This window comes from Nitrospira sp. KM1, from assembly GCF_011405515.1.
In the GTDB taxonomy this organism is placed as follows: domain Bacteria; phylum Nitrospirota; class Nitrospiria; order Nitrospirales; family Nitrospiraceae; genus Nitrospira_C.
Genome location: NZ_AP022671.1, coordinates 486,572 through 501,590 on the forward strand (window position 1 = coordinate 486,572; position 15,019 = coordinate 501,590).

The window sequence follows — 15,019 nt, forward strand, 5'->3', positions numbered from 1 at the left end:
CTCCTCACGATGCCGCCCGCTGCACGCAAGACGTATCCTGCACCTCTTGGAATCGGGCCGTAAAATGCCGCAGCGTCGGCGCCTCATACGTCATCGTCAGACCGTGAATGTTCTCCCGCCGGCGATAGGTCTCGATGATAGATTCCGCCACATAAGTAATTTGCGTGTTCGTATAGACTCGGCGCGGAATCGCCAATCGGACCATCTCAAGTTCCGGATGAACGGTACGGCCCGTGGCCACGTCCTTTTTCCCGAACATCGCAGTGCCGATTTCGACGCCCCGAACTCCGTATTCTCGATACAGAACGACAGCGAGCGATTGAGCGGGGAATTCGTCCTGTGGAATGTGAGGCAGAAATTCCTTCGCATTCAGGTAGATCGCATGTCCCCCGACCGGTTTGAGGATCGGTACGCCGGCCTCATCAAGCAACCCGCCCAGGCACCGGACTTGACCAACTCGAAAAGTGAGATAGTCTTCGTCGAGAACTTCACGCAGTACTTGAGATATGGCTTCTAAGTCACGGCCAGCCAAGCCGCCGTATGTGGGAAATCCTTCGACGAGAATGAGCATGTTCGTAATGTCCTGCGCCCACTGGTTGTCATTGAGACTCAGAAATCCGCCGATATTCACGAGACCGTCCTTTTTTGCCGACATCGTACAGCCATCGCCGTAACTGAACAGCTCTTGAGCGATCTCGACCAATGTCTTGCCTGCGTACCCCGACTCTCTCTCTTTGATGAAAAAACAGTTCTCGGCGAAGCGGCAAGCATCGAAGAAGAGTGGAATATGATAGCGGTTCAGCAGCACCCTGGTCCGACGAATGTTGTCCATCGACACAGGCTGTCCGCCACCGCTGTTATTCGTAATCGTCACCAGCACCAGCGGAACCTGCTCTCGGCCCGCATGATTGATCATCTCTTCCAAGCGCACCAGATCCATATTGCCCTTGAAAGGGGACCCGTCGTGTGGGTCATAGGCTTCCTTCACCACCGCGTCAGGCGCGTGAGCCCGCTGGTGCTCAATGTTCGCACGCGTGGTGTCGAAGTGAATATTGCTGGGCACGCACATGCCGTGCCGATCACTCATCGCGGAGGTGCCGCTGTCGGTCAACAGATCGATGTACACGCTCTCGGCCGGAATCCGGAACAGGTTGTAGCCGGCTTCCCGCAGTAAGCGATCCCGCTCTGCGCGGGGTGTCCGCCGGATCGACTCAACGACCTTAATTTTGAAAGGTTCCGACGGGAACTTCATGTGAATGATCGCTTGAACCGTCCCAGTTCTGTTGCAAAAGCTCTCGGCCCTGAGTATTCGAAGACGTATCGCGTCATGTCGAACAAGGGGGCCGGATCAAGATCGCGCAGCAGTTCCGGTTTCCATGTGATCTCCAATTGATTGATCATCGTAATCGGTGTAGGGGGACCGACCACACCCAATTCCACCTGTCCATAGGATTGTGAAAAGATGAGAATCTCCCGGTCAAATATGGCTGCATTCAGGTCCCGCGCCGCACCTTGGCGTTTGTAATCGTCCTCAAAACGGGAAAACGCCGGCGATCGCTCCAACTCCTCGCGAAAGGCGTAGAAAATGTTGATTCCGGCCCGCTGCTGGTCGTCCATGACTTGGGCGGCGTCCGCGACCATGGTTTCCTGCCGCATTTGCTCACGCGTGAGAACCAACAGCCGGCGAATGCTCACTCCACGTGTGGCTGCCGCTTGGTTGGCGAGAAGGTAATTCGGATACAGGGCTTCCCCCTTCTTCCAGATGTTCCACCGTTCCATGATGGCATCGATCGAACGTTCGGCCGTCTGAACGAGCCGCACGGCCTCGGCGTTTGCCTCAGCGCCTTCATATGTCAGCGTTTGGGTCTCGAGCTGGCGCAATTCGCGTCCGATGGCCTCTACCTTTTTCGGAATGTATTTAGGATGTTTCGGAACGTGGAGCATGACGTCGACGGCCGTCAGCGCCAGGGTCCAATATTGTTTGGCTGACGTCGGCGCCTTGTCTTTCTGGGCGATCAGCAGCAACTCTACGGGGTTCTTGTCGAGCAGCTTTGCGATCTTGATGCAGAGCTCCGGCTTTGGAACTTTCAGCCCCCGGCGAATGAGATTGGCATCGGGCTGTGCAATTCCCAGTTTCTCTGCAAGCGCGTAATCGCTCCCGAGGTCATATCGTTGCTTAATCGCTTCAAGGTAGGCAGCCATCTCCGACATGGACAGTTTCTCCCGTAACGGCCGCCCCAGTCATGCGGCATGGTAGTGGTGCATGTCATGCGATCGATGATGGCTCGGAGGCTCGCGCCGGTCCAAGCCGATCCAGAATCCGTGAAGGTAATCTAGGACGGCAATAATTCCACATCGAAAATCTTGTCTGTCTCCACCGGACATACCATCAGAATTCATGCTCTCGGCAGCCTCCATCGCATGTTCCATAGCCGCCTCATGGCTGGATTCAAGCTCACGGTGAAACGTGAAGTAGGTGATGTCCAGTTGGGGAAAGCGGGAGACTTTCACATGCATGAGACCAGGTATCAAGTGGTCCCACATCGTAATGGCCATATTCTCCAAACCGAACGAAGCTCCCAGCGCTTTGGCATGATTTCCGTCTCGATACAACTGCTCCATCCCCTCAATGTACGCTCGCGTTGAAGGAAGCATGCCTCGTGTCATGGCATTGTGGATGTCGATCCCCATCGATCGTAGAAAATCCCGGTAGAGCAGCTCGTGGCGGTGCCGGCTGTGACCATCACCTAACTCGGAATAGAGAACTTTGGTGAGCTCGTCGGCAATCTGTTCGTCCTCAGTATTGACCAATTGAGCGACCAAAATTTGCGGGAAGAACCGTGCAAAGTTATAGAACTCCACTGCGAACTCACAAAATTCATCTTCGGCGAGATTACCCGCCTGAAAACGGTCGAGGTACGAATTGTTGATGGCCCCGTGCCCGAGCACGAGTTGCCTCATCTCTTGATGGAAGGTCATAGGTCCCTCCACACATCAGGCTGTTGGAGATTGACGCATCACAATCACCGGTGATTCGATGATATATCTTTTATATTGCCATGGCAATATCATAAATATGACAATTTGAATGCATGGGAATTATCCCCAGGATATGTTTTTTACGCTGATTTTTATGGCCTCTTGTCTAGGATGTCATGTGATAGTAATATTCTATCAGTTGATATATTTATTGATGTACAATGAACTACCGTGAACAGAATTCTAGAGGCGCGCAGGGAGGCAATTCGTAGCGAGGAGGCGTCGCCATGAATCATCCAACAGGCATTGATCACATCACCCTCTGCGTGGAGAACCTGGACGCGGCAGAGTTTCTCTTCACCAAAATTCTCGGCTTCGAAACGATTTGGTCTGCTCGGGACGTCGGCACTGAACGCTCATCCATGGATACGGTGGTCGTTCAGTGCGGTGCGGCTCGAATCGCGCTTATGCAAGGTCATGACAAGGCCATGAAGTCTCAGATCAGCGACTTTATTGAACGGCACGGTCAAGGCGTGCAGCACTTTGCGCTCGAGGTGGATGACATTGAAGCGGTATGCCGTGCATGGGAATCCCATGGTGTGAAATTCAGCGGACCCGTTAAGGAAGGACGAGATGGCTTTGGACCACTGAAACAGCGGTTCACCTATCCATTGTTTCCGAGCGGCGGCTTGTTCATTGAGTTGACTCAGCGAGAGCATGGGCAAGAACGCTCGAAGACATTTGTCAGAAGCACGGTGGAATCTTTGTATAAAGATCTTGAAAGGGACCAGGCTTCCGGCGTGGATCAGACGATCATCGATTACGATTCATCATCGACACCCTCGACGACGCACCACTGAGAAAGGCTTCGTGAGCGACGCCTGACACGTGGAGACATCGTCCATGTATCTCAACAGGAAAGGTAAAGTCCCCAATCAGGCGCACGTCGGCATTCCAGATGGACTCTGCGAAGAAGAACATGGACGGGACGGCTTCGCCGGACCTGTTTCTCACCTTTACCGGACCCACTCTCCGACCGGTTGGACTAAGATAGAGGGCTCGTTGAAGCCACAAGCCTTTGCCTGTTTCCGCTTTCCCATCTCGGAACCATTCCTCATGATGCAGAGTCAGGACGTGAGTTTGTATTGTTTGTATCGCTTGGATACGTTTCCGTATTTCGTCCGCAACGCGGACGGCGACGAAGTCTATTTTATTCACCAGGGCACGGGGAGATTCGAAACGGACTATGGGATCCTGACCTATGAACCGGGCGATTACGTCACCCTCCCCAGAGGGACGACTTATCGTATTCATGTCGATGCCGGACCCGCCGCGTTTCTTCTCATTGAAACCACCGATCCTATTACGGTACCGGATCGCGGCCCTCTCGGACAGCACGCGCTCTTTGATAAGGGTGTGCTCGTCGCGCCGGAGCTCGGAACCCTTGACCCATCGGAATCACCCGGGCAGGAATGGCATGTCCATATCAAACGCCAGGGAAGATGGACGAAGGTCACCTATCCCTTTTACCCCATGGACGTGGTCGGCTGGAAAGGCGACTTGTGGGCTGCCAAGTTGAACGTGCGTGATTTCAGACCCGTCACGAGTCCCCGTTACCATCTCCCTCCGAGCGTCCATGTCACGTTTCGAGCCGGGGACTGTCTGATTTCCACGTTTGCCCCCCGACCGCTTGAGACCGATCCCGAAGCGCTGCGTGTTCCCTTCTATCACCGGAATATGGACTACGACGAGGTGCTCTTTTACCACCATGGGGAATTTTTCAGCCGGGCCGGAATTCAGCCCGGCATGCTGACCTTGCATCCGCAAGGCATCCATCATGGCCCTCAACCCCAGGCCATTCAGGCCAGCAATGATAAAACGCACACAACCGAGGTTGCGGTCATGGTGGAGTCCAGGAAACCCTTCACCGTCACGCCGGAAATGGAAGCCGTGGAGATCACCGATTACGCGCTCAGTTGGAGTCGCCGATGAGACTCGTGAGTTTTTTGGTCACCACCACTATCGGCGTCCATACGAGAGTAGGGACGCTCTATGGCGACAGCGTCGTGGATCTCAACATGAGTTATGCCCGCTGGTTGGCAGATCAGGGCGAGGCACAGCCCTATCGCTTGGCAAACGCCCAGGTTCCCGCAACCATGTTGGAATTCCTCGAAGGAGGACATTCCACGATGGCAGCGGCGCGGCGGGCGTTCGAGTATGTCATCGGTCGCGGAGCTTCCGCCGGCGGTCCGAGGGGTGAGACAATTGTCTATGCCGTCGCCGATATCCACTTTGCCGCGCCGCTTCCCAACCCTCCCGCACTGCGTGATTTCATCGCGTTTGAAAAACACATCGGCGCGACGTCAAAGAAGCGAGGCCAGCCGATTCCTCCGGAATGGTACAAATTTCCGGTCTACTACAAGGGAAACCACCGGACGATCATCGGGCCCGACCAACCGCTCCAATGGCCGCTCGAGACGACAAAGCTGGATTATGAATTGGAGCTTGCCTGTATCATCGGGCGCGGGGGGCAAGACATTCCCGAGCGAGAGGCTCACAACTATATTGCCGGCTATACGATCATGAACGACTTCAGCGCCCGGGATATTCAATTCCAGGAAATGGCCTGCCGGCTTGGACCGGCGAAGGGCAAAGACTTCGCCACCGCATTGGGACCGTGCTTGGTGACTCCCGATGAAATTGCGGACCTTCGTGCATTGACGATGATTGCCAGAGTGAATGGAGAAGAATGGTCGCGGGGGCAATTCGGGACCATTCATTGGTCATTCCCGCAAATGATTGCGCATGTCTCCCGCGGCGAAATGATTTACCCGGGAGACGTGTTCGGTTCCGGAACCGTTGGGGGGGGATGCGGCCTCGAGTTGGATCGTTACCTGAAGCCGGGAGACGTGGTGGAACTGGACATTCAACCGATTGGCATTCTCAGAACGCAAATTATCCTAGCGACCGGGCGGAAGACCGCATGACGACTACAACGATTCTATCCGACCTGGTGACACGGCACCGTGATCTCTACGGCACGCCTTCAATCGACCAACGGTTAGAAACGATCATCCGTGCGGGGTCACATACCAGTCTGACGGAATGTGACATCTTGCATATTCTTCGAACCTCCAGGTCGGTGTTCTTCGACACGCACGTCGAGGTCGTGTCGGGCCATCATACAGCCACGTATCTTCGGTTCGAATCCATCAGCCGCTATCCGGAGTTTGTGTCGCTTGTGACTCGTGATATGGCCGACTGGATCGGAAGGACATTCCAGCATGAGCCCTTGACCGGTCTGATCGCCACGAGTTCCGCCGCAAGCCTGCTGGCCACCGGCACCGCCAAGCAGTGCCATCGCATGACGACATGTCGAGTCGCCTTGACTCCCTATAATGGTGAAACGGGAAAAATTGGAACCGATATCGCGATCGGCACGATTCAATCGGGCGAACGGTTCATCGCGCTGAATGACGTCACCACGCGCGGCAATTGCGTAAGCAAGCTCGGCAAAATCGTCACGGACAATGGGGGGGTCCTCGCCGGCATGATGGTCTTCGCCCGACGGGACAGCGGACAGTTTCCTTTGATGAACGAGCTGACCGCCCGACATCCATTCTACTATTCCACTGACCTCGACATGCCACAATGGGAAGCGAGTCACTGTCCTCTATGCCGAATGCGCAAACCACTGCTGTCTTGGAGGGACGTCCCGGAAGTCTGAGCGACCTACGCGCTTGTTGGAGGTTGTCATGGATGTTGCCGTTGACGTCACGGAGATCAAACGAGCCGATTTGTTGCAAATGTATTACTACCTCCGGCTCACCAGGGGATTGGAGGATCGCATCACCGCGCTCTATCGCCAAGGACGCATTGTCGGCGGCTGCTATACCAGTCATGGGATGGAAGCCATTGCGGTGGGCTATGCCTCCGCGCTCGAGCGTGACGACGTCATCGCCCCCTTCCACCGTGACATGGGAGCGTTCTTGATCCGCGGCATCACTCCCGGCGAAGTGCTCGCTCAATACCTTGGGAAGCGGACCGGCCCGACCAAGGGTAAAGATGGCAACGTTCACATGGGGGACATCAAACGGGGAATCATCGGATTTGTCAGTCATCTGGCCGACAATCTGCCGGTCGCGACGGGTGTGGCCCTGGCGTTCAAGATCCGAGGGGAACATCGCGTCGTCTTTGCCGGCACGGGTGACGGAGGGACCAGCCGCGGGGACTTCCACGAAGCGATGAACTTTGCCGCGGTGCGCATGCTCCCTGTCGTGTTGTTCTGTACCAACAACCAATATGCCTATTCCACTCCACTGCGACTGCAAATGGCGATTCCGGATGTCGTCGATCGAGCAAAGGCATATGGGATGCCGGGGGAAATCGTCGACGGCAATGATGTCGCGGCGGTCTATCTGGCGGCAACGCGTGCGGTGGCCAGAGCGCGTGCCGGCCTGGGGCCTGCGTTTCTCGAATTCAAGACGATGCGCATGCACGGCCATTCGGAACACGACCCCGCCAAATATGTTCCGCGCGAACTATTGGAAGAATGGAAGAAGAGAGATCCCATTTTGAAAGCGGAACATCTGCTCACTCAGCTTGGATACGGAGATATCACGCTGTTCCAGGAGATCACAGAGCGCGCCAACAAGGAGGTCGAAGCCGGTGTGGAATTTGCCGAGCAAAGTCCGCTGCCCGAAGGCCCTGAAGTCTTGGAAGGTGTGTTTGCGGACAGCGCTGACGACCACTAAGACCTTTCTGCGATGAGGGAGCATCTATGACGACAACACCGGCCGCGGGCGAGGTGACCTATCTTGAGGCGATTTCGCAAGCCCTGGACGAAGAAATGGCGCGCGACGAGCGGGTGTTCCTGATGGGGGAAGACATCGGCGCGTACGGCGGTGCGTTCAGGATCACTGAAGGGTTGCTCGAGAAATACGGCGAGTGGAGGGTTCTCGATACGCCATTGGCCGAATCGGGCTTTGTGGGCGCGGCGATCGGGGCCGCCATGATGGGAATGCGTCCCGTCGTCGAGATGCAGTTTGCGGATTTTATCTCTTGCGCGTTCGACCAGATCACGGAAGTGGCGGCCAAGAATCATTACCGGTGGGGAGCAGCAGTGCCTCTGGTCATCCGCGCGCCGTTCGGCGGCGGAATCCACGGCGGACCTTTTCATTCGGAATGTCCTGAAGGGTGGTTCTTCCATTCGCCGGGACTCAAACTGGTGGCTCCCTCCACCCCATACGACGCCAAGGGGCTTCTCAAGGCTGCGATTCGCGATCCCAACCCCGTTCTCTACTTCGAGCACAAGTTTCTCTATCGCCGGGCCAAAGGGACATTGCCCGAGGAGGACTATGTCGTTCCGATCGGAAAGGCCGACGTCAAGCTGGTCGGCCGGGATATCTCGGTCATCACTTATGGAGCGATGGTGCATCTCGCGCTGGAAGCGGCTCAAGTCTTGGCGAACGACGGGATTGCCCTTGAGGTGATCGATCTTCGTACACTGATTCCGCTGGACACGGACACCATCTTCGAATCGGTCGGTAAAACCAGCAAAGCCATCATTCTGCATGAAGACAACAAGACCGGCGGTGTTGGCGCTGAGATCGCCGCGTTGCTGGCCGAGCAATGTTTCGACCAGCTGGACGGGCCGATCATGCGGATCGCCGCACCCGACACACCGGTGCCGTTCAGCACCCCATTGGAAGAATTCTTTCTGCCGAAGACCGGCGATATCGTCGCGGCAGCCCGAAAGCTGAAAGAGTATTGACGGGCTTACGAGTGCGCAGTGAGGACTGAGATGGGCGAGTGCTCCGGTTCGACAAGCTTGGATTCTCGGCACTCATCACTCGGATGTGAAGCATGGTGACGGACATCATCATGCCCCAACTTGGAGAAAGTATCGCCGAGGGAACAGTGGTGAAATGGCTTGTCTCTGTCGGCGGAACCATTCAAAAGGATGAATCGCTCCTGGAAGTGGAAACCGAGAAAGTGGACTTGGAAATTCCTTCCCCCGTCGCCGGTCAACTGAGCGAGATCATCGTCCAAGAAGGTCATACGGTTCCGGTTGGAACCTTGCTGGCGCGCATGGAGAGCGCGCCTTCCATGGAGGTGATCAACAGGGTCGGCGGCGTGGTTGTGCGTCCGATGGAAGAATGCTCGGCGGGGCAAGAGCATCATTCTCCGGCTGTGCGCCAACTGGCGAGGGAACAAGAGATTGATCTGTCCCAGGTGAAGGGGACCGGGACGGGGGGACGAATATCCAAAAAAGATGTGCTCGACTTTATCGCCCGTGGGGAGGCGCACCCAAAGCCCGATAAAGAGCCGACGATGGGGGAAGAAATTGTGGCCATCACACAGATGCGCAGAACCATCGCTGACCGAATGGTCAAGAGCAGGCACACCTCAGCACATGTCAGCACTTTTTCTGAAGCGGATTTCTCGAACGCCGCCAAATTTCGAGAAGGCCGTAACCTCACCTATCTGCCGTTTGTCGTTCGCGCCGTGACCAGAGCCATTCGTGATGTTCCAATTGTGAATTCGACCTGGGAAGAACAGGGGATTGTGATCAAAAAGGATCTGCATATCGGAATTGCGACCGCGCTGGAAGATGGGCTGCTGGTCCCGGTGGTGCGCCATGCCGATCGCAAAGGCCTGACACAGTTGGCGAAGGAAATCACGGACCTGGCGGAGCGGGCCAGAACAAAGAAATTGAATCCGGACGAGGTTCGCGGCGGAACATTCACGATTACCAACCATGGCGGATTCGGCAGTTTGTTCAGTACGCCCATCATTCATCAGCCTCAGATTGCGATCTTGGGCGTCGGGGCGATCCAGAAACGGCCCGTGATCATGAACGATGCCATTGCCATCCGGCCGATGGGCTATCTGAGCCTGTCGTTCGACCACCGGGTCATCGATGGGGCAACGGCGGATCAGTTCATGATGAAGGTGAAACATTATCTCGAGGACAGTCATTGGGAGCAGATCCTGTGAATCACAGACTGAAACCCGTCATTGTGAGTGCTGTACGAACGCCGATCGGAAGCTTCAGTGGTGCATTCAGTTCAATCCCCGCGACTCAACTAGGCAGTTGCTCCATCGCCGGAGCGCTGAAATGCGTTCAAATCCCGCCGGAGCGAGTGGACGCCGTGTATATGGGCTGCGTGCTCGGCGCTGGACTAGGTCAGGCTCCTGCGCGACAGGCCTCGATCGGAGCTGGAATCCCTCATGCGGTCGGTGCCGTGACGGTCAACAAGGTCTGCGGGTCAAGCCTTCAGACCGCGATCATGGCGGCTCAAGCCATTATGCTCGGTGAAGCGCAAATCGTCGTGGCCGGCGGGATGGAGAACATGACACGCGCGCCGTATCTCTTGGACAAAGCGCGGCAGGGGTATCGGCTGGGACACGGCGAAGTGATGGATAGTCTCATCAAAGACGGTCTGTGGGATGTCTATAACGATTTCCACATGGGGGACTGCGGGGAATTGTGTGCGTCCAAATACCAGCTCACCCGGCAGGAGGTCGATGACTTTGCCTTGGAGAGCTATCGGCGAACGCGCGATGCCATGGCCGCCGGGACCTTCAGGCAGGAACTTGTGCCGGTCATCGTGCAGCAACGAAAAGGACCGGCCGTGACCGTTTCCGAGGATGAGGAGCCGAACCGGGTCGATCTCAGAAAACTGCGCGATCTCAAGCCGGTCTTTCAAGAAAACGGAGTCCTGACCGTGGGCAATTCTCCTTCCTGCAATGACGGCGCCGCGGCGTTGGTGATCATGTCCGAAGAGGAGGCAGCGCGCCTTGGATTGACTCCGCTGGCGCGGATTGTCGGGTATGCCGGAGCAGCATTGGCACCAGAGTGGTTTACGATCGCACCTGTCGAGGCGATCGGGCGGGTTTTGAGGGCTACGAGGCTGTCAATCGCGGACATCGACCTGTTCGAAATCAATGAAGCGTTTTCCTCCGTGTCGCTCGCGATCAATCGGGAACTGCGGCTTGACGCCAAGAAGGTGAACATCAACGGCGGGGCAGTGGCGCTTGGGCACCCGATTGGGGCCACAGGCGCGCGCATCCTGACGACGCTGCTCCATGCGATGGCAGCACGCGGAGTCAGGCGCGGATTGGCCGGTCTCTGTATCGGCGGCGGAGAAGCGCTGGCGATGATCGTCGAACGGGACTAGTTCGCACCCACGTCGCGTGGTTGCTGGGTGAACAGAGATGAAACTCGGTGACATTCGGACGATTGGCGTAGTCGGAGCCGGTCAAATGGGCCGGGGCATCAGCCACGTGTGCGCCAGAGCCGGCTATCATGTTCTGTTGGTCGACGTCGCCGATCCCCCCTTGACGGAGGCGCTCACCACGATACGCGGCGGGCTTGAGCGTGCCGTCGAACGCGGGAACCTCACTCCGCACCAAGCGGGCGAAGCGCTGGCACTCATTCATCCCGTGACGCGGCTTGATCAATTGAGGGTTGCGCAGTTGATCATCGAAGCGATTCCCGAAGACCTGGCCCTGAAGCAAGACCTCTTCGCCGGCTTGGACCGGATCTGCGAGCCTCGCGCGGTTTTCGCCAGCAATACCTCGTCGATTTCCATCACAAAATTGGGAGCGGCATCCGGGCGGCCGGACCGGGTCGTCGGACTGCACTTCATGAATCCAGCTCCAGTGATGCGGCTCGTGGAAGTAGTCCGTGGTCTGCAAACATCGGAACAGACGATGACGCTTGCGCTGGATTTCACAACGCAGCTGGGAAAAACCGCGGTCGTGGCGAAAGACGCGCCGGGATTCATCGTCAACCGCATCCTGATTCCCATGATCAATGAAGCCATCTTCGTATTGCAGGAAGGAGTGGCGTCGGCCCAAGACATCGACCTCGCGATGACGGCGGGGACCAATCATCCTGTCGGACCCCTTGCCCTCGCGGACCGCATCGGTTTGGACACCGTGTTCGCCATCTGCGAGGTCTTGTATCAGGACTTGGGCGATTCCAAATTTCGCCCCTGTCCGCTGTTGCGCCGATACGTCGAAACGGGCAGGCTGGGGCGAAAAAGCGGTCGTGGCTTTCACCTGTATGAAGCGAGCGGCGACGGATGCGAGGTGGTGGGCAGGAGGCCGTGATTGCTCCCCGCGGTTTCGGCGGAGGAATGGACTGATGCAAGAACGCAAACCGCGCTTCACCTCGCTGTCCGGATTGGATATCAATCGCGTGTACACGGGCGATGACTTAAAGGGACGCTCGCCGGACGATGATCTCGGCATGCCCGGTGAATTCCCTTACACGCGGGGAGTATATCCCACCATGTATCGGGGCCGCCATTGGACCATGAGGCAGTTTGCCGGGTTCGGTTCTGCGGAGGATACGAACCGGCGCTTCAAGTATTTGCTGCAGCACGGTCAGACCGGACTCAGCGTCGCCTTCGACATGCCGACCTTGATGGGCATCGACGCGGACGACCTTCGCGCCCATGGGGAAATCGGTCACTGCGGCGTGGCTATATCGTCGCTGGACGACATGGAGCGTCTGTTCGACGGCATCCCGCTCGACGAGGTCACGACCTCCATGACGATCAATGGACCGGCGGTGGTGATCTTCGCCATGTACCTCGCCGTGGCTGAGAATCGCGGGATTTCGGTCGAACGCCTGGGGGGCACATTGCAACACGATATTCTCAAGGAATACATCGCGCAGAAAGAGTGGCTGTTCCCGCCCGAACCCTCCCTGAATCTGATCGTCGATACCATTGGCTACTGTGCCGAACATATGCCGAAATGGCACCCGGTCAGCATCAGCGGATATCATATCCGTGAAGCCGGGGCGACGGCGGTGCAGGAACTGGCGTTTACTCTGTACAACGGCCTCACGTACGTCGAGGCAGCCGTGAAGGCGGGACTTCCGGTGGACTATTTTGCCCCGCAGCTTTCCTTCTTTTTCAACGTCCACAATGACTTCTTCGAAGAGGCCGCCAAGTTCCGAGCGGCTCGCCGCGTATGGGCTCGCGAGATGACGCGCCGCTTTCATCCCAGCGATCCGCGATCGGTACAGCTCCGGTGCCATGCGCAAACAGCCGGCTGTTCGCTGACCGCACAACAACCGATGAATAACGTCGTGCGTACGACCATCCAGGCGCTCGCGGCCGTGTTAGGCGGCACGCAATCCCTCCATACCAATTCGATGGACGAGACCCTGGCGCTGCCGACCGAGGATGCCGCGAAGCTGGCGCTGCGCACCCAACAAATTATCGCTCAGGAAAGCGGGGTCACCAACAGCGTGGATCCATTGGGCGGCTCCTATTATGTCGAAGCACTTACGAATCGCCTTGAAGAAGCGGCGCTTGAATACTTTCACAAATTGGACGGCATGGGCGGTATGGTCAAGGCGATCGAGAAAGGGTTCCCCCAGCGGGAAATCCTGGACGCCTCACAGCGGTATCAGCGTGACATCGAACGGAAGGACCGCATTATTGTCGGAGTGACTGACTATAGTGAGCCGGAGCAGCGTCCCATCCCGACTCTCAAGGTGGGACAGGAAGTCGAGCAGCAGCAACTGGCGCACCTTTCGGATCTGCGCAAGACGCGCGATGCGTTCAGAATGGCCGGCACGGTGGAAGAGTTGCAGGAAGCCGCAGCGTGCGGCGAAAACGTGATGCCGTATCTCATTGAGGCGGTGAAGGCCAAAGCGACGCTGGGCGAAATTTGTACGGCCATGAAAGAAGTCCTCGGAACGTACAGGGAGCCCGTGGTCTTATGAGAGGGGACGATCGGTCATGCTGGAATCCTTGATGGTGATGTGGCCATGAAGCTCGGTGCGTTCGACATCCACCCCTTGAGCGACGGCCGTTTCCGTCTGGACGGCGGCGCCATGTTTGGTGTCGTTCCAAAAGTCTTGTGGGAAAAGTGCTGCCCCGTCGACGACCTGAACCGGATTCCACTAAGCCTCACGACACTGCTCATCCGGGCGCATGGGAAAAACATCCTGGTCGACACAGGACTCGGGGCGAAGGAGGATGGAAAGTTTCACCGCATGTTCGCCGTGGAACGGGAGCCGACGCTGATGGATTCGTTGAAACGTCACGGCTTGGACGCGCAAGACATTCACCTGGTCATCAACACCCACCTGCATTTCGATCATGCCGGAGGAAATACAAGGAGAGACCGGCAGGGACGCCTTCGACCCGCCTTTCCCAATGCCCGCTATATCGTTCAGCATGATGAGTTTCAGGACGCAGCTTGCGCAAATGAACGTACGAGAGCGAGCTACCGGCAGGACGACTTCGGACCGATCTCCAATCAGTGGGAATTTCTGCACGGGGACACCGAACTGCTTCCGGGATTGACTGCGGTTGTGACCGCCGGCCACACCCGTTGTCATCAAGGCGTGAAGATCGAATCGGAAGGGCGGGTCGCCTTCTTCCTCGGCGACCTCATCCCGACCGTCTCTCATCTGCCGCTGCCCTATATCATGGGCTACGATCTGTTTCCCGTTCAGACGCTCGAAACGAAACGTTGGATCCTGGACCGGGCTTTCGAAGAGCGATGGCTGTTGTTGTTTGAACATGACCCGCTGGTCCAAGCGGGATACGTCCGGAGAGATCAGGAGGGCAAATATTTCCTGCGCGAGGTGACCGCATGGCAGTAGCAAGCGCACCTCTACGTGTCCTGATAGGAAAAGTCGGGCTTGACGGCCATGACCGGGGAGTCAAACTGATTGCTCGGGCCTTGCGGGACGCCGGCATGGAAGTGATTTATACCGGCCTTCATCAAACGCCGGAGCAGGTGGTCGGCACGGCGGTTCAGGAGGATGTGGATGCGATCGGTTTGAGCATTCTTTCCGGAGCGCACAACACATTGTTCCGGCGCGTGCTGGAGCTTCTGAAAGAGCAGGATGCCGGTGACATTGCTCTCTTCGGCGGCGGCATCATTCCCGATGAGGACATTGCCCATCTAAAAGCGGCCGGTGTCAAAGCTCTCTTTAAACCCGGCGCGGCCATGCATGAGATCGTGGAGTTTGTCAGCGGGCTCAAACGGCACGATTGACGAA

15 protein-coding genes are annotated in these 15,019 nt (G+C 57.0%); 12 read left to right on the forward strand and 3 right to left on the reverse strand.

What is annotated here, in order from left to right; translation table 11 throughout:
* Positions 1-4 precede the first annotated feature (4 nt).
* The 3 genes from W02_RS02270 to W02_RS02280 are packed head-to-tail and all read right to left on the reverse strand — an operon-like array spanning position 5 to position 2,979.
* Complete coding sequence (locus W02_RS02270; RefSeq protein ID WP_173044400.1) at positions 5-1,252, reverse strand: tryptophanase; 1,248 nt, start codon at positions 1,250-1,252, stop codon at positions 5-7.
* Complete coding sequence (locus W02_RS02275) at positions 1,249-2,211, reverse strand: hypothetical protein (RefSeq protein ID WP_173044402.1); 963 nt, start codon at positions 2,209-2,211, stop codon at positions 1,249-1,251. The genes W02_RS02270 and W02_RS02275 overlap by 4 nt, the downstream gene beginning before the upstream one ends.
* A gap of 30 nt (positions 2,212-2,241) precedes the next feature.
* Entirely contained in the window at positions 2,242-2,979 is a 738-nt protein-coding gene (locus W02_RS02280; protein ID WP_173044404.1) for a TenA family transcriptional regulator, read from the reverse strand.
* 287 nt (positions 2,980-3,266) lie between these two features.
* On the opposite strand from W02_RS02280, the gene W02_RS02285 reads away from it, so the two are divergent.
* From W02_RS02285 to W02_RS02340, 12 genes are all read left to right on the forward strand, one after another.
* Positions 3,267-3,839 carry a VOC family protein gene (locus W02_RS02285; RefSeq protein ID WP_173044406.1) on the forward strand — a complete coding sequence of 191 codons (573 nt, stop codon included), beginning with the start codon at positions 3,267-3,269 and terminating at the stop codon, positions 3,837-3,839.
* 43 nt (positions 3,840-3,882) lie between these two features.
* On the forward strand, positions 3,883-4,971 hold the full coding sequence (locus W02_RS02290) for a homogentisate 1,2-dioxygenase (protein ID WP_173044408.1): 1,089 nt from the start codon (positions 3,883-3,885) through the stop codon (positions 4,969-4,971).
* Entirely contained in the window at positions 4,968-5,966 is a 999-nt protein-coding gene (locus tag W02_RS02295; RefSeq protein ID WP_173044410.1) for a fumarylacetoacetate hydrolase family protein, read from the forward strand. Before W02_RS02290 ends, W02_RS02295 begins: the two co-directional genes overlap by 4 nt.
* Positions 5,963-6,706 (forward strand): hypothetical protein, encoded by a 744-nt coding sequence (locus W02_RS02300; RefSeq protein WP_173044412.1) that lies wholly within the window; start codon positions 5,963-5,965, stop codon positions 6,704-6,706. The genes W02_RS02295 and W02_RS02300 overlap by 4 nt, the downstream gene beginning before the upstream one ends.
* A gap of 28 nt (positions 6,707-6,734) precedes the next feature.
* Positions 6,735-7,733 carry a thiamine pyrophosphate-dependent dehydrogenase E1 component subunit alpha gene (locus tag W02_RS02305; RefSeq protein WP_173044414.1) on the forward strand — a complete coding sequence of 333 codons (999 nt, stop codon included), beginning with the start codon at positions 6,735-6,737 and terminating at the stop codon, positions 7,731-7,733.
* Positions 7,734-7,759: 26 nt separating this feature from the next.
* A complete protein-coding gene (locus W02_RS02310; protein WP_173044417.1) occupies positions 7,760-8,752 on the forward strand; it encodes an alpha-ketoacid dehydrogenase subunit beta in 993 nt (330 codons plus the stop codon).
* 92 nt (positions 8,753-8,844) lie between these two features.
* Positions 8,845-9,978 (forward strand): dihydrolipoamide acetyltransferase family protein, encoded by a 1,134-nt coding sequence (locus tag W02_RS02315; protein ID WP_173044419.1) that lies wholly within the window; start codon positions 8,845-8,847, stop codon positions 9,976-9,978.
* A complete protein-coding gene (locus tag W02_RS02320; RefSeq protein WP_173044421.1) occupies positions 9,975-11,162 on the forward strand; it encodes a thiolase family protein in 1,188 nt (395 codons plus the stop codon). The genes W02_RS02315 and W02_RS02320 overlap by 4 nt, the downstream gene beginning before the upstream one ends.
* A gap of 37 nt (positions 11,163-11,199) precedes the next feature.
* Positions 11,200-12,099: a 3-hydroxyacyl-CoA dehydrogenase family protein gene (locus tag W02_RS02325; RefSeq protein ID WP_173044423.1), complete on the forward strand. Its 900-nt coding sequence runs from the start codon at positions 11,200-11,202 to the stop codon at positions 12,097-12,099.
* Positions 12,100-12,133: 34 nt separating this feature from the next.
* Complete coding sequence (locus W02_RS02330; protein ID WP_197742113.1) at positions 12,134-13,729, forward strand: methylmalonyl-CoA mutase; 1,596 nt, start codon at positions 12,134-12,136, stop codon at positions 13,727-13,729.
* A gap of 45 nt (positions 13,730-13,774) precedes the next feature.
* The gene (locus W02_RS02335; protein WP_173044427.1) at positions 13,775-14,617 is read left to right on the forward strand and encodes an MBL fold metallo-hydrolase; all 843 of its coding nucleotides are present in this window, start codon (positions 13,775-13,777) and stop codon (positions 14,615-14,617) included.
* A complete protein-coding gene (locus W02_RS02340) occupies positions 14,608-15,015 on the forward strand; it encodes a cobalamin B12-binding domain-containing protein (protein ID WP_173044429.1) in 408 nt (135 codons plus the stop codon). Before W02_RS02335 ends, W02_RS02340 begins: the two co-directional genes overlap by 10 nt.
* Positions 15,016-15,019 lie beyond the last annotated feature (4 nt).